15 protein-coding genes are annotated in these 20,142 nt (G+C 55.9%); 8 read left to right on the top strand and 7 right to left on the bottom strand.

Annotated features, from left to right (window positions below; all coding sequences use genetic code 11):
- The first annotated feature begins 37 nt into the window (after positions 1-37).
- The 6 genes from EAO82_RS15720 (at position 38) to EAO82_RS15695 (ending at position 8,022) form a co-directional block, all read left to right on the top strand.
- Positions 38-1,057, top strand: a complete 1,020-nt coding sequence (locus tag EAO82_RS15720; RefSeq protein WP_096347529.1) for an MraY family glycosyltransferase — start codon at positions 38-40, stop codon at positions 1,055-1,057.
- Complete coding sequence (locus tag EAO82_RS15715) at positions 1,054-1,650, top strand: acetyltransferase (RefSeq protein ID WP_096347512.1); 597 nt, start codon at positions 1,054-1,056, stop codon at positions 1,648-1,650. The genes EAO82_RS15720 and EAO82_RS15715 overlap by 4 nt, the downstream gene beginning before the upstream one ends.
- 184 nt (positions 1,651-1,834) lie before the next feature.
- The gene (galU, locus tag EAO82_RS15710; RefSeq protein ID WP_096347511.1) at positions 1,835-2,716 is read left to right on the top strand and encodes a UTP--glucose-1-phosphate uridylyltransferase GalU; all 882 of its coding nucleotides are present in this window, start codon (positions 1,835-1,837) and stop codon (positions 2,714-2,716) included.
- An 11-nt stretch (positions 2,717-2,727) separates the two neighbouring features.
- Complete coding sequence (locus EAO82_RS15705) at positions 2,728-4,023, top strand: UDP-glucose dehydrogenase family protein (protein ID WP_096347510.1); 1,296 nt, start codon at positions 2,728-2,730, stop codon at positions 4,021-4,023.
- 2 nt (positions 4,024-4,025) lie between these two features.
- Positions 4,026-5,672: a glucose-6-phosphate isomerase gene (gene pgi / locus EAO82_RS15700; protein ID WP_096347509.1), complete on the top strand. Its 1,647-nt coding sequence runs from the start codon at positions 4,026-4,028 to the stop codon at positions 5,670-5,672.
- Between the two features lie 955 nt (positions 5,673-6,627).
- Positions 6,628-8,022 carry a phosphomannomutase CpsG gene (locus EAO82_RS15695; protein ID WP_096347507.1) on the top strand — a complete coding sequence of 465 codons (1,395 nt, stop codon included), beginning with the start codon at positions 6,628-6,630 and terminating at the stop codon, positions 8,020-8,022.
- 51 nt (positions 8,023-8,073) lie between these two features.
- On the opposite strand, the gene EAO82_RS15690 is transcribed toward EAO82_RS15695, so the two are convergent.
- From EAO82_RS15690 to EAO82_RS15660, 7 genes are all read right to left on the bottom strand, one after another.
- On the bottom strand, positions 8,074-10,125 hold the full coding sequence (locus EAO82_RS15690; protein ID WP_096347528.1) for a YjbH domain-containing protein: 2,052 nt from the start codon (positions 10,123-10,125) through the stop codon (positions 8,074-8,076).
- 74 nt (positions 10,126-10,199) lie between these two features.
- Positions 10,200-11,018: a capsule biosynthesis GfcC family protein gene (locus tag EAO82_RS15685; RefSeq protein ID WP_096347506.1), complete on the bottom strand. Its 819-nt coding sequence runs from the start codon at positions 11,016-11,018 to the stop codon at positions 10,200-10,202.
- Positions 11,015-11,680 carry a YjbF family lipoprotein gene (locus tag EAO82_RS15680; RefSeq protein WP_096347505.1) on the bottom strand — a complete coding sequence of 222 codons (666 nt, stop codon included), beginning with the start codon at positions 11,678-11,680 and terminating at the stop codon, positions 11,015-11,017. The genes EAO82_RS15685 and EAO82_RS15680 overlap by 4 nt, the downstream gene beginning before the upstream one ends.
- A gap of 11 nt (positions 11,681-11,691) precedes the next feature.
- Entirely contained in the window at positions 11,692-12,801 is a 1,110-nt protein-coding gene (locus EAO82_RS15675; RefSeq protein WP_096347504.1) for a polysaccharide biosynthesis/export family protein, read from the bottom strand.
- A gap of 87 nt (positions 12,802-12,888) precedes the next feature.
- On the bottom strand, positions 12,889-13,149 hold the full coding sequence (locus EAO82_RS15670; RefSeq protein WP_096347503.1) for a hypothetical protein: 261 nt from the start codon (positions 13,147-13,149) through the stop codon (positions 12,889-12,891).
- Between the two features lie 91 nt (positions 13,150-13,240).
- Complete coding sequence (locus tag EAO82_RS15665) at positions 13,241-15,466, bottom strand: polysaccharide biosynthesis tyrosine autokinase (protein ID WP_096347502.1); 2,226 nt, start codon at positions 15,464-15,466, stop codon at positions 13,241-13,243.
- A gap of 30 nt (positions 15,467-15,496) precedes the next feature.
- Positions 15,497-15,937, bottom strand: coding sequence for a low molecular weight protein-tyrosine-phosphatase (locus EAO82_RS15660; protein WP_096347501.1), 441 nt, complete (start codon positions 15,935-15,937; stop codon positions 15,497-15,499).
- A gap of 278 nt (positions 15,938-16,215) precedes the next feature.
- Here EAO82_RS15660 and EAO82_RS15655 point away from each other — a divergent pair, with 278 nt between their 5' ends.
- Both EAO82_RS15655 and glmS read left to right on the top strand, forming a co-directional pair.
- Positions 16,216-17,679, top strand: a complete 1,464-nt coding sequence (locus EAO82_RS15655; protein WP_096347500.1) for an MBL fold metallo-hydrolase RNA specificity domain-containing protein — start codon at positions 16,216-16,218, stop codon at positions 17,677-17,679.
- Positions 17,680-18,239: 560 nt separating this feature from the next.
- Complete coding sequence (gene glmS / locus EAO82_RS15650; RefSeq protein WP_096347499.1) at positions 18,240-20,069, top strand: glutamine--fructose-6-phosphate transaminase (isomerizing); 1,830 nt, start codon at positions 18,240-18,242, stop codon at positions 20,067-20,069.
- Positions 20,070-20,142 lie beyond the last annotated feature (73 nt).

Here is a 20,142-nt window from a genome sequence, read left to right as displayed (position 1 = left end):
ATTCGAATTAGAAAAATAAATCGAGCGAGTCGTGATGATGACCTGGTTACTCCTGATCGTGGCGATAGCCGTGATTACGTTTTTACTGACCTTTGTATTACGTCGATATGCGCTGGCTACCAGCATGATCGACGTACCGAACGCTCGGAGCTCGCACTCGATTCCGACTCCGCGCGGCGGGGGTGTGGCTATAGTGATCGTGTTCCTGTTGGTCCTGGTGTACCTGTTTTTCCAGGATGGCCCTGAGCAACGCATTGTGATTGCGCTGGGCGGTGGCGGTCTGGTGATTGCATTAGTTGGCTTTCTGGATGACCACGGCCATATTGCTGCGCGCTGGCGGCTGCTGGCACATTTTGCCGGTGCTGGATGGGCGCTTTTCTGGCTTCCTGGAGCGCCCCCGCTGCATCTGCTGGGGATGACGTTAACCTCGCCCTGGATTGTGTACCCGCTGGTAGGGTTGTTTCTGGTCTGGCTCCTCAATTTGTACAACTTCATGGATGGTATTGATGGTCTTGCCAGTGTTGAGGCAATCACGGTGTGTGTGGGTGGGGCGCTGATTTATTGGTTTATGGGTTATCCAGAGAGAATGATATTGCCGTTGGCCCTGGCCGCTTCTGTGGCGGGCTTCCTGGTTTGGAATTTTCCGCCTGCACGTATATTTATGGGTGACGCTGGCAGTGGATTTTTGGGCATAGCGCTTGGCGTGCTCACCCTCGCGGCGGCGTTGGTAGAGCCGCAGCTATTGTCCAGCTGGCTGATCCTGCTTGGCGTGTTTATTGCTGATGCCACCTTCACCCTGATGAGAAGACTTATCCGGGGCGACAAGGTTTACGAAGCCCACCGCAGCCACGCCTATCAATACGCTTCCCGCAAGTACGGGTCGCACCTTCCGGTCACCTTGGCTGTGCTGGCTGTAAACCTGTTATGGCTACTGCCCTGGGCCTGTTTCGTAGCCTTGGGGCATGTTGATGCCTTGCTTGGCCTGATGATTGCTTATGCTCCTTTAGCAATCTTGGCAGTTGTGTTCAAGGCGGGTGAACTGGAGGTGCCGGAGTGAGTCGCACATTGCTGGTGTTAGGTGCTGGAGGCCACGGTAAATCGATAGCCGAATCGGCTCTATCAGGGGGTGAATGGTCGTCAGTCCTGTTTCTGGACGATGCCTGGCCGCAAGTCACTGAGGCGTTGGGCTGTGAGGTGGTCGGCAAGGTCGCGGATCTCGCTCTGGTGGCAGATCGTGGCCAGGGCGCCATCGCCGCCGTGGGTAACAATTCAGTGCGCGAACAGTGGATTGGCGTGATTGAGGGAGCAGGTATCGAGCTGGTTTCAATAGTGCATCCCAGTGCATGGGTAAGTTCGAGCGCGACGCTTGGCGCCGGTACTGCGGTTATGGCTGGTGCTGTGGTCGGAACTGGGTCTGCAGTAGGCCGCGGGGTGATTATTAATGCGAATGCGACTGTGGACCATGATGTGGTGATGGAAGAGCTATCGCATATCAGCGTGGGCGTGCAATTGGCAGGCGGTGTGAGGATAGGTGCGCGCGCCTGGTTGCAAGCAGGAAGCTGTTGTGGGTATCACGTCGATGTTGAAGCGGGCGCACGTTTAGGGCCAGGCACTGTGCTGTGTGGATCTGCCAAGTCAGTTGTAACCTGAAATCAGTCATCCCTTGTTTAAACTCTAGCACTGGAGGATTGATATCTGATCCAGGCACGACTCCTGCATGTTTCAAAGTCTGCAGTGTGATGAGTGGTAGCACTATCAGGCCTGGTAGCTTTGAACTCTTTGGAGCGCCGAGCCTCTTAACGACAGGACGTTTGACGAAAATTTAGGAGTTGCTGTGAAGGTTACCAAAGCCGTACTACCCGTTGCCGGTCTAGGCACGCGTTTCTTGCCAGCCAGCAAGGCCATTCCCAAGGAAATGGTGACTGTGGTTGATAAGCCGGTCATCCAATATGTGGTGGAAGAGGCTCTGGCCGCCGGCATCAATGAGATCGTGCTGGTAACCCATTCCAGCAAGAAAGCCATAGAAGATCACTTTGATGTGAACTACGAGTTGGAAGCCGAGCTTGAGCGCCGGGGCAAGCATGAGCTGCTGGAGATTCTGCGGGATACCGCACCCTCAGGATTGAAGGTCACGGCTGTACGCCAAGGCAAAGCACTGGGGCTGGGGCATGCGGTAGCTTGTGCCCGCCAGGTAGTGGGCGATGCTCCCTTTGCAGTGATGCTCCCTGATGTTCTGGTGGAGCAGGCTGGCAGTATTGGCGACCTGAATCTGATGAATGAGCGTTTTGCTGAAACCGGGCACGCGCAGATCATGGTCGAACCCGTACCCTATGCCAGCGTGCATCAATACGGGGTTGTAGATCTGAATGGGGTTGAGCTGAAGCCCGGCAAGCACGCTGCGATGATGAGCGTGGTAGAAAAACCAGCGCGCGAGGATGCACCCTCGAACCTGTCAATCGTGGGCCGTTATATACTGCCCGCCGGTATTTTCGACTTACTGGCCAAGACGCGCCCCGGCGCTGGCGGCGAGATTCAGCTGACCGACGCCATTGCCGCACTTATGCAGCAGTCTGGCGTCGAGGCATATCACGTTCGTGGGCGCTCCTACGATTGCGGTAATAAGCTAGGCTATTTAGAAGCAACTATCGCTTACGGGCTGCAGCACCCGCAGCTGGGTGCTGACTTTCAGGCTATGCTGGCGCGATACCAGCGCTAAAGGACGCAATTATGTACTTGGACGTTTATGGCGATACCTTGTGCGCGCTGGTCAGCGCCACTGCGCTTGCCTCCGCGGGCAATCAGGTCTTTCTGCATGTGCCGGAAGGCACCATCGGCAAGCAGTTGGCGCGGGGCGAGTGTCCTTATCGCGAGCCTGGCCTGGCCGACATGATGGCCGAGCAGAGCCAGGAAGGGCGCCTGGTACTGTCCGCGATGGACGTACCGCCGGCGCAGCAGAGCAAGGTGATCTGGTTAGCGTTAAGCCCCGACGCAATCTACCTTGCAAAGAGTATTGTCTCCTCGCTTCCGGGTAATAAAGCCCACCAATGGCTGGTAGTCAACCAGTCGACTTTCCCCGTAGGCAGCAGTGAAGAACTGCAGCAGGCGCTTGCCGCCCACGAAGCTGAAGGTTCGACCGGCAGCGCCGTGGTAAGCCTGCCGGACCTGCTGACTGAAGGCGATGCGTTGCAGGGCTTTATGCGCGCGGGTAGCTGGCTGTTGGGCGCGGATGTGGAATGGGCTCGGCTGCTCGTTGCTGAGCTGCTGCGGCCTTTCAATCGCCGCAAGGAAGGCATCCAGTATATGCGCCCGCGCGAAGCAGAATTCACCAAGCTGGCCATCACTGGCATGCTCGCCACCCGGCTCAGCTACATGAATGACATGGCCAACCTGGCCGATAGCCTGGATGTGGATATTGAACGTGTGCGCCTGGGGATGGGCGCAGATAAACGTATTGGCGAATCCTATCTGTATCCGGGCTGCGGTTTTGGCGGCCTGAGTTTCTCCCGCGATGTGATGAGCCTGGCATCCACGCTGCAGGTCAGCGGCATGCAGGCGCAGTTGCTGGATGAAGTGCTGCACATCAACGAGCGGCAGAAAGAAGCATTGTTTCGAAAGCTTTGGCGGCACTACGGTACCAGCCTGCGCGGTCGCAAGGTGGCGATCTGGGGTGCGGCGTTCAAGCCTGAATCCTCCCGTATTGATAATTCCCCGGTATTGAAACTGCTTGAAGCCCTCTGGGCGCAAGGCGTTGAGGTACATGTGCACGATCCACGCGCTCTGCGCGCGCTGGCAGACTGGGCCGGCGAGCGTGAAGACCTGGTGCTGCACACCGATCCTTATGAAGCAGTGGTTGGCGCAGATGCTTTGATGTTGGTGACCGAGTGGAAAACCTACTGGAGCCCAGACCTGCTGCGTTTGAAGATGAACATGAGCAGCCCCTTATTGTTGGACGGAAGGAACGTCTGGGACCCTGCTTTTATCAAGCAAAGCGGATTTGAATACTACGGCATAGGGCGACGCTAGTCATGCAGACCATTAAACCTCAAGGTGCCAGCTGGCAGGCGTTGATCCGCCATGGCGAGGCGATGCAGGGCAAGCATCTGGCCGACATGTTTGCACAGGACAGCCAGCGTTTTGAAACACTGCATCGGCAGTGGGGCCCGATTCTGTTTGATTTTTCCAAGCAGCGTGTTGAGCAGCAAACGCTGACCCACCTGATGGAGCTCGCCGAAGCGCAGGGGTTGCAGGGCTGGATTGACGCGCTGTTTGCCGGTGAGCGCATCAATAACAGCGAAGACCGCGCGGCTATGCACTGGGCGTTACGTTTGCCCGCCACTGCGATCTGCGAGATCGATGGCGAAGACATCACCGGAAAGGTGCATGCGCAGATAGAACACATGGAGCAGATAGTCCGGCAGATTCGCGCCGGGCAGTGGCGCGGCGCTACCGGTGAGGCTATTACTGATGTGGTGAACATCGGCGTTGGCGGCTCTGACCTGGGGCCATTGATGGTCCATGGCGCGTTAACCGATTCGCGCCTGCCATCGCCATCCCCGCTGAGTATTCACTTCGCTTCCACCATGGATGGCAGCCAGCTGTCTCAGTTGCTGGGCAATCTCAGCCCGCATTCGACGTTGTTCATTATCTCGTCAAAATCCTTTTCTACTATCGATACGCTGACCAACGCAGCCACCGCCCGACATTGGTTGCAGCGCGGCTTGGGCGAGGCGCGCACCGGTTTGCTCGATTGCCATTTTCTCGGGGTGTCTTCAGCGCTAGGCAAGATGACCGAGTGGGGGATCCCATCGCAGAACCAGATGCACCTGTGGGACTGGGTAGGTGGACGCTACTCGCTGTGGTCGGCGATCGGCTTGCCGGTTGCGCTGAACATCGGCATGCAGGGCTTCCGTGAGTTGCTCGCCGGCGCCTATGACATGGACGAGCATTTCCGCACCACGCCCTGGATGGACAACTTGCCGGTACTGCTGGGCATGATCGGCGTGTGGAATACCAATATTCTGGACATCAACGCCCACGCCATTCTGCCCTATGACGGCCGCCTGAAAGAGCTGCCGAACTATTTTGAGCAGTTGGAGATGGAGTCAAACGGCAAGAGCGTCAACCGCGCCGGTGAACCCGTTGAGTACGCTACCTGCCCGATTATCTGGGGCAACGTAGGGCCAAACGCGCAGCACGCGTTTTATCAGTTGCTGCATCAGGGGACTGAGGCCGTGACCTGCGACTTTATCGTGCCGGCACGGCGTTACCTGGAAGCCCAGCACGATGAGGCCGCACCTGAGTTGCTGGCGCAGCATGAATTGGCGTTGGCCAACTGTCTGGCCCAGTCCCGGTTGTTGGCCTTGGGCGACGCTGCGGTAAAAGGCGCGGAGGATATGCCACGCAGCAAACGCTATCGCGGTAACCAGCCGAGCTCTACCTTGCTGCTCGATGAGCTGACGCCCTATAGCCTGGGCGCGCTGATTGCGCTCTATGAGCATAAGGTGTTTGTGCAGTCGGTAATGTGGGACATCAACCCCTTTGATCAGTGGGGGGTTGAGATGGGCAAGAAGATTGCTGTGGATACGCTGGATCAGATACGCGGTGAAGGCGCGGCGTTGTCGAGTACGGATGGGTCAACGGCGGGGTTGTTGGAGAAGATTCTGCGGGGGTAACACACACTCCCGTCATTCCCGCGGAGGCGGAATCCATTTTGACTTTCGGGCTTGGAGGTGTGGAGAGGTGTTGCACACGGGCATCGCAAAAATGGATCCCCGCGTTCGCGGGGATGACACCCACTCCCGTCATTCCCGCGCAGGCGGGAATCCATTTTGATTTTCGGGTTTGGGGGTTGGGTGAGCTGTCGCATACGGGTATCGCAAAGATGGATCCCCGCGTTCGCGAGGATGACGGAGGAGTAAGATGCGCGGTGTATTTCCTGCCGGTTTCAGTGCTGGTCATATAGAACTGCCAGTCTCGCCCACATTCTCTCATTCCGGCCCCTACACGGTGATGTACGCGCACTTGCTCATTCCCGTATCCCGTCACTCCCGCCCCACCACGCCGTCATTCCCGCGAAGGCGGGAATCCAATCGGACTTGCGGGGTACTCCGGCCTTGGTGCCAAACGAGCCACCGCTTGGATCCCCGCCTTCGCGGGGATGACACCCACTCCCGTCATTCCCGCGCAGGCGGGAATCCAATCGGACTTGCGGGGTGCTCCGGCTTTGGTGCCAACCAAACCACCGCTTGGATCCCCGCCTTCGCGGGGATGACGGAAAGGAGCGGGGATGACGGAAAGGTTAGGATGCCGGAGTAGGGCGGGATGACACCCACTCCCGTCATTCCCGCGAAGGCGGGAATCCAATCGGACTTGCGGGGTTCTTCGGCTTTGGTGCCAAACGAGCCACCGCTTGGATCCCCGCCTTCGCGGGGATGACGGAAAGGAGCGGGGATGACGGAAAAGGTTAGGATGCCGGAGTAGGGCGGGAATGACACCCACACCGTCATTCCCGCCCCCACCACCGTCATTCCCGCGAAAGCGGGAATCCATTTTGACCTTCGCGGTCTGTATCAATTAGCGCCATGAACTGCATTCAAGCGCCACGCATTCTTTTAACTGGGGAAGACCATGTCTGAGATCACCTGTTTCAAAGCCTACGACATCCGTGGCCAGCTCGGTACGCAGCTTAACGAAGATATCGCCTACCGCATCGCCCGGGCCTTCGCCCAGTGGCTCAAGCCCGACCGCATCGTGCTCGGCGGCGACGTACGTGACACCTCCGAAGCACTGAAAATGGCCCTCGCCAATGGCCTGCGTGACGAAGGCGTGAACGTCCTGGACCTCGGCCTGGCTGGTACCGAAGAAGTGTACTTCGCTACCTTCCATCTGGGTGTAGAGGGCGGCATCGAGGTCACAGCCTCGCACAACCCGATCGATTACAACGGCCTCAAATTGGTGCGCGAAGGCTCGCGACCCATCTCGGCGGACACCGGTTTGGTGCAAATTCGTGAGCTGGCTGAAGCCAATGTCTATGACCTGGTAGACGGCCGTGACCCAACGGTGCCTGACGCAGAACGCGGTAACTATGAACGGGTAGATACCCGCGAAGCCTACATTCAGCACTTACTCACTTATATCGAACCAGCCAACTTCACCCCGCTGAAACTGCTCGTGAACGCGGGCAACGGCGCTGCCGGCCCGGCAATCGATGCGCTGGAAGCGGCGTTCAAGCGGCTTGAGATACCGGTCGAACTGATCAACATCTGTCACGAACCTGACGGCAGCTTCCCCAATGGCATTCCCAACCCGATCCTCACCGAAAACCGCGGCATGACGCGCGATGCGGTGCTGGAACACAAGGCGGACATGGGCATTGCCTGGGATGGCGATTTTGACCGTTGCTTCCTGTTTGATGAGCAAGGCCGGTTTATTGAGGGGTATTACATCGTCGGCCTGCTGGCAGAGGCTTTCTTGCAGAAAGAACCCGGTGCCAAGATCATCCACGACCCGCGCCTGGTCTGGAACACGGTAGAGCAGGTACAAGAGGGCGGCGGTGAAGCAATCCAGACCAAGGCCGGGCATGCCTTTATCAAGGAACGCATGCGCGCCGAAGACGCGGTATATGGTGGCGAGATGAGCGCTCACCACTACTTTCGCGACTTCGCCTACTGCGACAGTGGCATGATCCCCTGGTTACTGGTGGCCGAGCTGCTGTGCGTGAAGGGCAAGCCGATGTCGGAACTGGTCGACGAGCGCATTGCGGCGTATCCGTCTTCGGGCGAGATCAATTTAACCGTCTCCGACGCGCCCAAGGTGCTTGAGGCGATTGAAGCCAAATACGCTCCGGATGCACTGGATGTAGATCATACCGATGGTGTGAGCATTTGCTTTGCTGACTGGCGCTTTAACCTGCGGGCTTCCAACACCGAACCGGTGATTCGCTTGAACGTCGAGAGCCGGGGTGATCAGGCGTTGATGGAACAGGAAACGCAGAAGCTGCTGGATGCAATCAAAGCGATATAAGAATACGCGCCAGGCTGAGATGCCTGGCGCCCATCCTTTATCAGTGCCTGCTTAATCTCGCAGGCTATTGAACCCGTCATTGAACCGATCAGTATCGGAATCCCGAGTCAGGTCATACAGCGAATAGAATCGGCTCAGCTTGGCGCCACCATCCCGCGTCAGCGGGTTCCAGCCCAAAGTGCCTTGAGACTGGCTGGAGCGGGCGAAGAAGGCATCGAAGGGGAAGGTGAAGTAAATGCCCTTGTCGAAGCTACCCTCACCAAACTCTTCCGAAGACACATTCGTTCGTGTGGCGTAGCCACCCACAGTAATGCCATTGTTGAAGCGCCGTGACAGATCCAGCGTACCGCCGATATCACCAGCCAGGTAACGTCCGGCACTGGCCTTGACCAGCACATTGTAGAAATTGGTCTGCAGGTAAGTAGTGAAATGGCCGGTCAGGGTCGAATAGTCACGGAAACTGAAGTCCTGGCGGAAACCACGCTGGCGCACCCAGTTAGCGTCCACACCCACTGCCCAATTGCCGCCGGCAGGCCGGTATAGTACTTCACCACCCACACCACCAAACATGCTTTCCAGCATGCCGCCGTAACCCATCGCATACAGGTCACGATCCAGACGTTTGGTATGCGTGTACTGGAAGTTTTCCAGGATAACGTCTGAGCTGGTCAGGTACTCGCGAATGTCGGTGCGTACCTGCGGCAGCTCACTCTCGCCCTCAACTCGGAATTTGTCGAAGTTGTTGATCAGGTTGGCCGCAACGCTGGCGTGCAGCCACTGGTTACGCTTGAAGCGGTACTCGCCTTTAACTCGAGCCAGGAATTGGTAAAGAATAAACCCGTCCGGGCCGCCGACGTTCTGGTTGTAACCCAGTGAGAGGCCGTAGGTGAACTTCTCCAGCGGCTCGGTATGCAGCAGCTCGGTATCCAGCACGCTAGGCGTGGCCAGCACGGTAGAGCGGCGCATGGCCATTTCATCTATGCGGTTCTGTTCCAGATCGCGTAGACGGCTGGCATCAATGCTCGCTTCGGAAACGGCAATACCGCGTGGCTTGTTGACCAACGTGTACCAGTCATAAGTACCTTCGCCGGTGCTGTTATCCAGAATGCGGCTGGCACGACCCAGGCCCTGGGCCTGATTTCGAAAGGTTTTCTGCTCGCCGGTCACGATCAGCTCGCGATCCTTGACCTCAATAGTTTCCACGACAAAGCCGGCATTTTCACGCAGGCGGTCGCTGACGTTTGCCCAGTCTACCGATTGCGCACTTACACCCGCAGGCAACGGCTCACGCCGCTCCGGCGGTGGGTCCAGCAGTTTGGATGGAAAAGGGTCGTCTTTCAGGTTGGCATGCATGGTAATACCGAACATCGCAGTATTACCGCGCTCCCAGCCCAGGCTCAGGTCGATACCATTGGTCAGGCGGTAAACCACCCCCAGGTTGATTGGCGAATCTTGATCCTGGTTGTTCTGCTGCGGCTCGCTCTGGTAGTCATTGCCATCCAGCTCGATCTTGAAGCGTAACGGATCCCAGGGCGTCTGGTATTCCACGCCACCAAAAATACCCGGCCGGCCGCGGAAATAGTTGTCGATACTGAAGTCACCACCGGTGCCCACAGTAGTGGCTTCTCGGGAGTCGTAATCGTCACCGAGAAAGCCCAGTGGGTTGCGGAAATCCCCGCGGTTACCTATGTAACCCCAGGCCACACCCAGGCTGAAGTCCAGATCATAAAAGCGTTTGTTCGCCACCACAAATTCACTGGAGAACAAGCCAGTACCTGCCAGATCTCGGAAGCCGACCGAGAGGTCAGGCAGCCAGTAACTTTCCTGCAGCAGGCGGAATTTGAAGTCAAAAGCCTTATCTTTCAGGCTCTGATCACCACTGAATTCATCTTCCTGGCTATAACGCCGGTTGCTGATCGCAATATACCGGAGCGTGCCTTCCATCCACGGCAGCGGCTGCATGGAGATGCTGTAGCGGCTGTACGGTGACGTGCGGTTGGCGTTAAAGCTGAAGGTGCCCTCGGGCGCCATACGAGCGGTGGGGGTTTGCAACAGGCCCACGCCACCAAAGTCATGTTGGGTAGTGCGGTAGCGGTCAGCCATGACACTGGTGGGTAACGCCAAGCCGGCAATCAACACAGGCACAAGATAAACAGAACGCAAAATCACTTTACTCACTAAAACGACCCCCCCAGTTGGTACTGGGTAGCCAACATGGCCGCCATATCGCTGTTCAGGTCACGGGTAGCGGGTGACAGCTTGTTGTGCTGAGTGGGGAGGTAAATAACCGCACCTGTAGCCACAACCGTGGGCTGCAGGTTCCAGTAGGCGATACCGTACTCCTGCCAGGTACCATTGGGTTGTATCAGGTAGGCGCTATTGCGATCAGCAAGTGGATGCCTTTGGCAGGCCTTCAGGTAATCGTGCATTTGCCAGCTGGGATCATGCGGCAATACACAATCCGCCTTGACCGCCCCGGTCACCCGCACTTGTTCTGCTTTTCGCGGATACAGCAGGCGGTCGCCACTTTCCAACAAGGCGTTGTTGTCCAGTATCAGTTGTTGCAGAGGATCAAGCTGCGCCACAGTACGCCCGGTGACGGGCATAGCTGCCACCGCCCGGTACAAGCGGGTAACCAGTTCATGCAGCTCAGCATTCTCCAGCGCCAGTGCATGTATGCGATTGGCATTGAGCTCAAACAGCAGCCCGACTTTAAGCCGTTGTTGCTCTTCAAGGGCGCTTTCACGCAGTAAAGCAGCGCCCAGGAACCAGGCTCGTGAATTGATCTGGCCGGTAACGGATGCATCATGCAGCCGCGCGCCTGGCGGAAAGTCATAGATACCAGGTTTGATGACTTCGCCGCCAATCTGTACACCGGTGATATTGGCTGCTGGGTCTGCGCCAACAACTTGCGCCTGTGCCACGCCGGGCAAGCACGCAAGGCAAGCGACCAGTGCATAGGGTTTAAAACCCAGCTTTTTCAGCCAGAGCCTCATGGTTGTTGCTCCGTATCAAGCGGAGTCACTTCGGTGAGGTAAAGCACCGGCAAATCAGGCGCGAGATGCTGAGCGCTGGCTAGCACCGCGCCACTGGCCGGGTCTATCCAGTAATAATTGGTGGTCTTGAAATCAATGCTGGGCATACTGATGGCTTCATCCACCCGCTGCAGCTCACGCTCAACGCCCATGATGTCGATGGTTTCGACCGGGCCGCTGCGGTAGCGAGCGTGCTGGGGAATATTGGTCAGAAAGCGAGCGGGCATATCTATAATGCGGGTAACTTCATAGCCCTCAGCCAAGGCGCGCAGGTCACCAAGAAAGGGGTCATCACGCAGCAGCGGGGCAATGATGTCGCCCTGTTCAGGTATGCCAGCGGATTGCACCAGTCGGCCATTATGGGTCACCAGCATTTGCGCGGGTCCGTGCCATTCGGCGAAAGAACCGGAACGCCCAGCTTGCACCAGCAACGTTTCAGACAAGCCGAACGTCGCCAGCAACCCTGGCCGCCCCAGGCGATTTACCTGTGCGGCGGTGATACTGGATTCAGGCCCGCTGATAGCCAGATTGATAGTGCGGTAGGCAGTGCTGGTGGTTGAATTACAGCCAGCCAGCACCAGCGCTGCAAGGCAAAGCGCGCCCGCGTGTGCAAGGTTGATCACCGCAGGCCCCTTTAGTCGTTGTTGCTGACATCTTCGTTAATCAGCACACCAGTACGCAGGATGTTCGCAGAGGGGAAGATCTGGCTGATAAAGCGATTCCAGCGGGTAACCTCGGCAGCGCCAACAAACACTACATCCTGTGGCTCCATCTCAAACTGATCTGCCAGAATAAACGCGGAAGGGGAGGCGGCGTTAAGCTGGAAAATGGTAGCGCGCTCGTTTTCCAGGTTCTCGACACCGCGAATCACATATATCTCTTTACCGCTGGAGGTCTCAGGAGATGGCCCGCCAACCGTAGCCAATACTTCGCTCAGGGTCATACGGCTGGTGCTGTAGGGGAGTGCACGTGGAGTGCCAACTTCACCCATTACAAAAACCTTGCGGGAATCGTTCAAACCCAGGTGCAGCTTGTCGCCCCGGCGCAAATAGACTTCGCCGATATTGCTGGTGTTGCTGGTAAGCCGGTCATAATCCAGGTTGTAAGTAGTGCCATCGCGGGTCAGGGTCAAGTTCGAAAGATCTGCCCGCTCCGGATCAATGCCCGCCAAGCCAACTGCCTGCAACAAGGTAAGGCGCTGGGCATCAACCGGAATGAAACCGGGATTCATAAATGCACCGCTGACAATGATCTTCTGGCTGTTGTACTCAATAACATTGACGTCAACCTGGGGCTGCTCGATAAAGCGGGCCAGGCGATCTGCAATAATTTCCCGTAGTTCTTCCAGCGTCAGCCCCTCTACCTGAACGTTACCGATAAAGGGGTAGAACAGCGTGCCATCGTCACGCACTACACGGGCGTTAGCGCCGGAAGGTTGCTGCTGGCCGCCAGGAATGGTCAGTTCGGGATGGTCCCACACGGTAATAAACAATGCGTCGTTGGCGCCAATCCGGTAGTTCTCCGGCTGGTAGTCCAGCAGCGCCTGCGGGATAGTCATTTTACCGTTGACGGATTGGTCCTGGGCGATCAGCTTCGGCGTAATCTCGACCACCTCAACCAGGCTGTTTTCTGCGGAATCATCACTGATCAGTCGGTCCGTATCCATATGCATGCCGGGGGAGAACATGCAGGCCTGAAGAAAGAGCGCAGAAGCACCTAGCGCAAGGAGAGGGTATCGATTCATGGTCGGATTACTTGCCTTATTATTCGAATTTACACAATAAAAAAGCCACCTAAACGAATCTAGGTGGCCTTGATTACTGCTACCGGCTTACGGGGTGGTAGTAGTAGCGGTAGTAGTGCCAGAGCCGGAGCCGCCGCTATCAGAAGCAGCTGCAACTGCGCCGCCAACGATGGCTACGCCCAGTGCGATCTTGCCAGCAGTCATGCCGCCAGTGCCAGCTGCACCAGCATTGGAGCTGGTGGTGCCAGCAGCAGGAGTAGCGGAAGTGGTGTCAGCATCTTGAGCAAAGCTCATACCGGAGGCGAGCAGCAAACCGCTAGTCACCAATGCAAAAACTTGTTTTTTCATAACTCGTCTCCTTGTTTACGACTAAAATTTAAATTCCAATATTGCAATCGATTATACGCATTAGTTAGCTTGTGTGAACCCCTAATGCCATTTACTTCGCATCTGACTTGTACTCGTACTGGTAGTAACCGTAATTGCCATAGCCATAGGCTGAGGCTTTCTTCTCCACCGCGTTGAAGATCGCACCCTTGATTTCAATGCCGTTATTTCTAAAGCGCAACAGCGTTTGTTCAATTTCACGTGCCGGGTTCATGCCGAAGCGCGTAACAATCAAGCTGGTACCGGCCAGACGGCCGACCAGGGCGGCATCGGTCACCGCCAGAATAGGTGGTGTATCGATAATCACCAGGTCGTACATTTTGCTCAGCTGTTGCAGCAAGGTTTCAAAATTGGCGTGCATCAGCAGCTCAGAGGGGTTCGGTGGTATTTGCCCCCGGCTGATAAAGTGCAGGTTTTCTACTTCAGTTTTATGAATCACGTCAGCCAGGGTATGCGTGCTGACCAGCAAGCCGGACAGGCCGGGCTCGGGCTCTTTGTTCAGCAGCTCGTGCACATAGCCCTTGCGCATATCGCCATCAATCAGCACTACCTTCTTGCCGGTCTGCGCGACGATCGCCGCCAGGTTGGCGGAAACGAAAGACTTGCCCACGCTGGGGCTGGGGCCAGAAATCATCAGTACGTTGTTCTTGGCTTCCAGCATCGCGAAATGCAGGCTAGTGCGCAGGCTGCGCAGCGATTCAATTGCCAGATCCGCTGGGTTGGTCGCGGCCAGCAGGTGCGACCCCTGGGTAGTGAACTTACCCTTGAAGCTTTTTTCCAGTACCTGCTGATCCTTACTAAAGGGCACAGACGCGTATACCGGCAAACCAAGCTGTTCGATCAGCTCCGGGTTCTCAATGCCACGGTTAAGGGCGTGACGCAGCAAGGCGATAGCCACGCCGAGCATTGCACCCAGCAGTGTTGCCAGCACTACAATCAGCGCTTTCTTGGGCTTGACGGGCGCACGGGTGTCTACCACTGCTTCGTCAATAATGCGCACATTACCCACGGTACCCGCTCTGGTTATATCCAGTTCTTGTGAAGTGTTGAGCATGGCGGTGTAAATTTCGGTGCTGACCTTTACATCCCTGGCCAAGCGCAATAATTCCTGCTGTGTTTCCGGGAGGTTGCCTACACGCTCAACCAGGCGATCGCGGCGTGCTTCAAGCTGGCCCAACTGCTCCACCAATGCCTGATAGCTGGGATGCTGTCGGGTAAAACGGCGTTCCAGTTCGGAGCGCTTGAGCAGCAATTCAGAGATAGAGGTTTCCAGCTCTACCACTTGATCAAGCACGCCTTGGGTTTCAATTGTGATGTCAACCGAGCCGGCACTGGACTGGTAGGCGTTTAATGCATTCTCAGCCGCTTCCAGGTCTTGTCGTACTTTAGGTAATTGATCTTGCAAGAAGTCCAGGCTTTGCTGTGCTTCAGCAGATTTACGCTCGACGTTCTGCCGAACGTAGAGCCGGCTCACCTCATCAAGCGTCCTTACGGCGTGCTCTGGTATTGGGCTCTGCAAGCTGAGGGATAAGATTCCGGAATCCCGACCCTTTTCGTTGGCGGCGATCTCGTTCTGATAATTTAAGGTGGTCCTTAAGGGGTCGCTTTTAATGACTGTAAATTCAGTACCAGGCCGGGCGACGAGCTCGGCGACTTGCAGTTTAAAGCCAGATTCATTGATGCTCTCGCCAACCTCGCCCTCAACCAGCATTTCATCCTCTGGCCCATAGAGCACAAAGTTGCCGTTATCACCTGCACGCAGTGTCAGCTCTTCATTCTGGTAAGCCGGTGGCACTTCAATCTGGAAGATATCGATTACTTCTCCGCCCCAGGCGTAGCTATCCATTGACAGGAACGGCTCAGCTACGGGTTGCTCTGGTAAACTCTGAAAGCGGCGGTTAAAGAACGCCCCTATTACCGGAAATAAATTGGGCTCAGCGACCACATTCAGCTTCAGGTTGGTCACGGCCTGCCCAATCACGCTGCGAGACTTCAGCAGTTCAATTTCGGTCACCGCCGCGGAAGGGGTCGAGAACATATCGCCAGCGCCACCTTCGCCCAACAAATTGCCGATACCCGGTGATTTTTCTTCAATCTGAATCACTGCATTGGCGACGTACACTGGCGTTGTCAGCATGGCGTAAGCGACCCCCACCAAGGCAAAAACCAGCGTGCAGATAATGATGGTGAATTTGTGATCGATCAGCGCGCCAAGCAGCGCTAACAAATCGATTTCGTCACTGGTGGCATTGGCAGGGGAGGTGGGCGTGTTCTGCATTAAAGGATCATTTCCATTGAAAAAGAGACATCATTTTTTGAGATAGGGCAGCCAGGCGCTGGTTGCCTCGTCAAGAATTCGGTAAACATGCTCGAAGGCGGGTAACTGCTGGCGGTAAGGGTCTGGCACTTCACAGTTGTTCAGCCACTTGCCCAGCAACAGGGTCTTGCCTCGCGCTTCAGGCGCCATAGCGTGAATAGACTGGATGTGCCGCTGCTCCATGGCCAGAATCAGGCCCGCCTGACGAAGCATGCTGGAGGTAATCTGGCGCGCTTTGTGCTCTGGCAAACTATAGCCGGCGGCTTCGAGTACCTGGGTAGCCGTCGCATCCAGCGGCTTATCCACCAAGGCACCCAAACCGGCTGAGCTGACGGTGATGCCACTGCCTTCCAGCTTGGCTTTCAGCAGCGCCTCAGCTGTAGGGCTGCGGCAGATATTGCCAACGCAAACAACCAGTATTGAATCGATCATGGATTTGTAAACATGCTTGCTTGATTGTCCGGTGCTTGGTCAGCGACTTCTTAAAAGCCGCAACTTTAGATTCTAGGGCTCACAGGGTCAAGCAACGTTGGTCGTTGATGTTAAAAAGATGGCGCTTTCCAGTGGCAGATTTCCGTCAGTGGCTTGACGCGCCATGCATTTATCATTGCAAACCAACGCATTACGCAAAAATGTGCTGCAGGTCTCAGCAATTCACAGCTCGACTCGTTATTTTGGGCGTCACATTTTCATCGGCAAAGGAGTTGCCCATGCCCGCTGACACTTCGGCTTCACAATCTTCCGAAAAATCTTTTCCATTTATTCAGCATCATGGCGCCGTCAAAGGCGTTACTGGCTCATGTCATCAGCTATGGCTCACCCCTGAAGACAGCCTGCTGATCGACTGCGGCTTGTTCCAGGGTGCGGAAACCTCAGGCGGTGGCGATGCAGGAGCTGATGCCCTGGCTGTGCAGTTCAGCATAGACAGCGTGCGGGCCTTGATTGCCACCCATGTGCATATAGACCATATAGGGCGGCTGCCCTGGTTAGTGGCGGCGGGCTTCAAACAACCTATCCACTGCACAGAACCTTCCGCTTTATTAATGCCTACCGTATTAGAGGATGCCTTTCTGGTCGGCATCAAACGTGATAAAGCTTTGGCTGATCGTTTTGTGCAGCAAGTAGGTAAGCATCTGGTAGGGCATCGCTATAAACAATGGGTCACTCTGGTGGAGCGTGCTGACTTAATCTGCCGCATTCGCTTTCAGCGCGCCGGCCACATTCTTGGCTCCGCCTATATAGAGTGCGATATAAATTACCCAAAAGAGAAACGCAGCCGCCGCATCGTATTCTCAGGCGACCTAGGCGCACCCCACGCGCCAATGCTGCCAGCACCCAAGCCGCCGTGGGGGGCAGACATAGTGGTGCTGGAAAGTACCTACGGCAACCGCCTGCACGAAAACCGTCACACCCGCCGTGCCCGTTTTCAGAAAGTATTGGAAAGTGCACTTGCAGATGGCGGAACGGTCATCATTCCCGCCTTCAGCATCGGCCGCACCCAGGAGCTGCTATACGAACTGGAAGACATCATTACCACCCAAGCAAAAAAGAATGCTCAAAAGTCACCCTGGCACGACCTCCCTATTATTCTCGACGCTCCTCTAGCCACCCGCTTCACCAAGCTCTACCGCCAACTAAAACCCTGGTGGGCCCAAGAAGCCCTCAAGCGGGTAACCCAGGGCCGTAAACCTCTAGGCTTCGAGCAACTGCTTACAGTTGAAACCCACGCCCAGCACCAGGCAATGGTCAACCGTCTAGCTCATACCCGCCAACCCGCCATCGTCATTACCGGCAGCGGCATGTGCAATGCCGGCCGCGTAGTCAATTACCTAAAGGCCATGCTCGGCGACTCACGGCACAACGTGGTCTTCGTCGGTTACCAAGCCCAAGGCACTCCCGGCAGAGCCATTCAACAATATGGACCACAAGGCGGCTATGTTGAGCTGGACGGAGAGCGCTATCCGATCAAAGCCAGCGTATATACCTTGGGCGGCTACTCGGCCCATGCCGATCAAAAGGGTCTGGTGGGTTTTATAACGGGAATGCGTCATGGGCCGCAGGAAGTCAGATTGGTCCATGGCGATCAGGCAGCCAAGGCAGAGCTTGCGACAGTGTTGCAGGCCCAATCCGCTAAAAAGGGCCGGGAAGTATCAATCATTATTCCTACTGAATAAGAGCTTTATGCCTTTCTGCCATTATGGCAACTGAGGCCACCCGACTGTCCCAATTAGCCATTATAACGCTGTCAAGACTTGTAAATTGCCTATTCCCACAGTTAACATCGCCGACCTTTAAAGCCTCTATGGCGGCTGGATCGAGGCGGCGTGAGCGCTCGTTGCGCATGCATTTAACGGGAAGAAGGGGACAGGATGTCATTTTCACATCAGAACAGGCCTTTGCCTGGCAATCGGCTAGTGAATTACCACGTGCTGAGTTCATCCAGTATAGCTATCCAAAAATATGATCGGCGGCTAACAGCCATTCGGCGAATACAGGCGGATTCCGTGACCGCCTGAATATCCAGCCCTTACCAAACTATATGAAATAAGAGCGGTCACAGAGCCGCTGACACTGCCGGACCAACCGGCGGTGTGATGTGGATTTACTGATTTTTATACCGCTGCTGGCCATGGTCCTCAAGAAATCGACACTAAATCTTGGGGCGGTAGCGTGCTTGAGAGCGCTCTTGGCCGCAGCAGCTGAATGCCAATACAACCAAGGAAGAACCACGGAAATGTGCGGAATAGTTGGCGCAGTCGCACTGCGCAATATCACACCCATATTGATTGAAGGCCTGCGTCGCCTGGAGTACCGCGGTTACGATTCCGCTGGCGTTGCTGTTCTGGATGATGGCAACGGTATAAAACGCACCCGCGCCATGGGCAAAGTGGCTGAGCTGGAGCAGGCGCTGGAATCCAATACTGCCAACGGTCACCTCGGCATTGCTCATACCCGCTGGGCTACCCATGGCAAGCCCTCTGAGCGCAATGCGCACCCGCATTTGTCAGAGCGCTTGGCAGTAGTGCACAACGGCATCATCGAAAATCATCATTCCCTCCGCACCCGGCTGCAATCCCAGGGCTACGAGTTCACCTCCGATACCGATACGGAAGTGGTAGCCCATCTGCTGGCACACCATTATTCCCACAAGCCGGATATGCTCAGCGCGTTACGTAGCACGCTGGAAGAGCTGCGTGGCGCCTATGCATTGGGAGTTATCCATCAGGATGAACCCAGCACGCTGTATTGCGCGCGTATGGGCAGTCCGCTGGTAATAGGCGAGGGGAGTGAAGAACATTTTATCGCGTCCGACCCTCTGGCCTTGCTGCAGGTCACGGATCAGTTTATTTATCTGGAGGAAGGCGATCACGCGCGGCTTACGTTGAATAGCTGCGAGATCTGGAACAGCCAGAACCGCAGCATGACTTATCCGGTGCAACGCTATGCACATGCAGCTCATAGTCTGGATAAAGGCGAGTACCGCCACTTTATGCTCAAAGAGATTTACGAGCAGCCCCGTGCGGTCACCGACACACTCGCCGGTTTGCTGGGTGAAGATCGCGTACTGACCGCCGTGCTCGGCCCCGATGCGGAAAGCCGCCTGAAGGACGTGCGGAATATCCATATCGTTGCTTGCGGCACAAGCTACCATGCTGGCCTGGTTGCGCGTTATTGGCTTGAAGAACAGACCGGGCTGCCCTGCCAGGTAGAAGTCGCCAGTGAATACCGCTACCGCAGTGTCTCCGTGCCTGAGGGCACTTTGCTGATTACACTCTCCCAGTCGGGTGAAACAGCCGACACTTTGGCTGCTCTGCGCTACGCCAAAAAACAAGGTTACCTGGGCACGCTGGCAATCTGTAATGTGGCTGGCAGCTCTCTGGTACGCGAGGCAGATTGGCGCTTACTAACTCACGCTGGCCCCGAGATCGGTGTTGCCTCCACCAAAGCATTTACTACTCAATTGGTAGCACTTCTCTGGCTAACCACAGCACTCGCTCAAGAGCGGGATCGTGCTCCGGATATGATCGCCGCCAATATCCGTGCTCTGCGCGGCTTACCCAAACTGATTGAGCAAGTGCTTGAACTGGACGGAGTTATCGAGAATTTGGCTTACAGTTTTGCGAATAAACACCACGCGCTTTTCCTTGGCCGCGGTACGCATTACCCCATTGCGATGGAAGGAGCGCTCAAGTTGAAAGAGATCTCTTACATTCATGCTGAAGCTTACGCCGCAGGCGAGCTGAAACATGGCCCTCTGGCCTTGGTAGATGAAGATATGCCTGTGGTCAGCGTCGCACCGAGCGACAGCCTGTTGGAAAAGCTCAAATCCAACCTCCAGGAAGTCCGCGCCCGTGGCGGACAGTTAATCAATTTTGCCTGTGAACGGGCAGACCTGGATAACGGCGACGGTATTACCCACATAAAACTGCCATGGGTATATGAGAGCATTTCTCCCATTGTTTATACCATCCCATTGCAACTACTCAGCTACCATGTTGCGCTGGTAAAAGGAACAGACGTAGACAAACCCAGAAACTTGGCTAAGTCGGTAACAGTAGAATAGGCGTATGTGACATTTTCCTGATAAGCTTTAAGCTTATTAAAAGAGATAGTCACAAGTCGTTAAGTTTAAAGCG

The sequence above is a fragment of the Halopseudomonas pelagia genome (genome assembly GCF_009497895.1).
GTDB classification, from domain to species: Bacteria; Pseudomonadota; Gammaproteobacteria; order Pseudomonadales; family Pseudomonadaceae; genus Halopseudomonas; species Halopseudomonas pelagia_A.
The sequence above is the reverse complement of the archived record's forward strand: the minus strand, read 5'-3'. Positions and strand labels throughout refer to the sequence as shown.

Excerpts from the sequence above, each read along its gene's own strand:
- EAO82_RS15720 (WP_096347529.1), top strand. The coding sequence starts at position 38 with ATGACCTGGTTACTCCTGATCGTGGCGATAGCCGTGATTACGTTTTTA.
- EAO82_RS15705 (WP_096347510.1), top strand. The coding sequence starts at position 2,728 with ATGTACTTGGACGTTTATGGCGATACCTTGTGCGCGCTGGTCAGCGCC.
- pgi (WP_096347509.1), top strand. The coding sequence starts at position 4,026 with ATGCAGACCATTAAACCTCAAGGTGCCAGCTGGCAGGCGTTGATCCGC.
- EAO82_RS15695 (WP_096347507.1), top strand. The coding sequence starts at position 6,628 with ATGTCTGAGATCACCTGTTTCAAAGCCTACGACATCCGTGGCCAGCTC.
- EAO82_RS15690 (WP_096347528.1), bottom strand. The coding sequence starts at position 10,125 with ATGGCTGACCGCTACCGCACTACCCAACATGACTTTGGTGGCGTGGGC.
- EAO82_RS15685 (WP_096347506.1), bottom strand. The coding sequence starts at position 11,018 with ATGAGGCTCTGGCTGAAAAAGCTGGGTTTTAAACCCTATGCACTGGTC.
- EAO82_RS15675 (WP_096347504.1), bottom strand. The coding sequence starts at position 12,801 with ATGAATCGATACCCTCTCCTTGCGCTAGGTGCTTCTGCGCTCTTTCTT.
- EAO82_RS15670 (WP_096347503.1), bottom strand. The coding sequence starts at position 13,149 with ATGAAAAAACAAGTTTTTGCATTGGTGACTAGCGGTTTGCTGCTCGCC.
- EAO82_RS15665 (WP_096347502.1), bottom strand. The coding sequence starts at position 15,466 with ATGCAGAACACGCCCACCTCCCCTGCCAATGCCACCAGTGACGAAATC.
- EAO82_RS15660 (WP_096347501.1), bottom strand. The coding sequence starts at position 15,937 with ATGATCGATTCAATACTGGTTGTTTGCGTTGGCAATATCTGCCGCAGC.
- EAO82_RS15655 (WP_096347500.1), top strand. The coding sequence starts at position 16,216 with ATGCCCGCTGACACTTCGGCTTCACAATCTTCCGAAAAATCTTTTCCA.
- glmS (WP_096347499.1), top strand. The coding sequence starts at position 18,240 with ATGTGCGGAATAGTTGGCGCAGTCGCACTGCGCAATATCACACCCATA.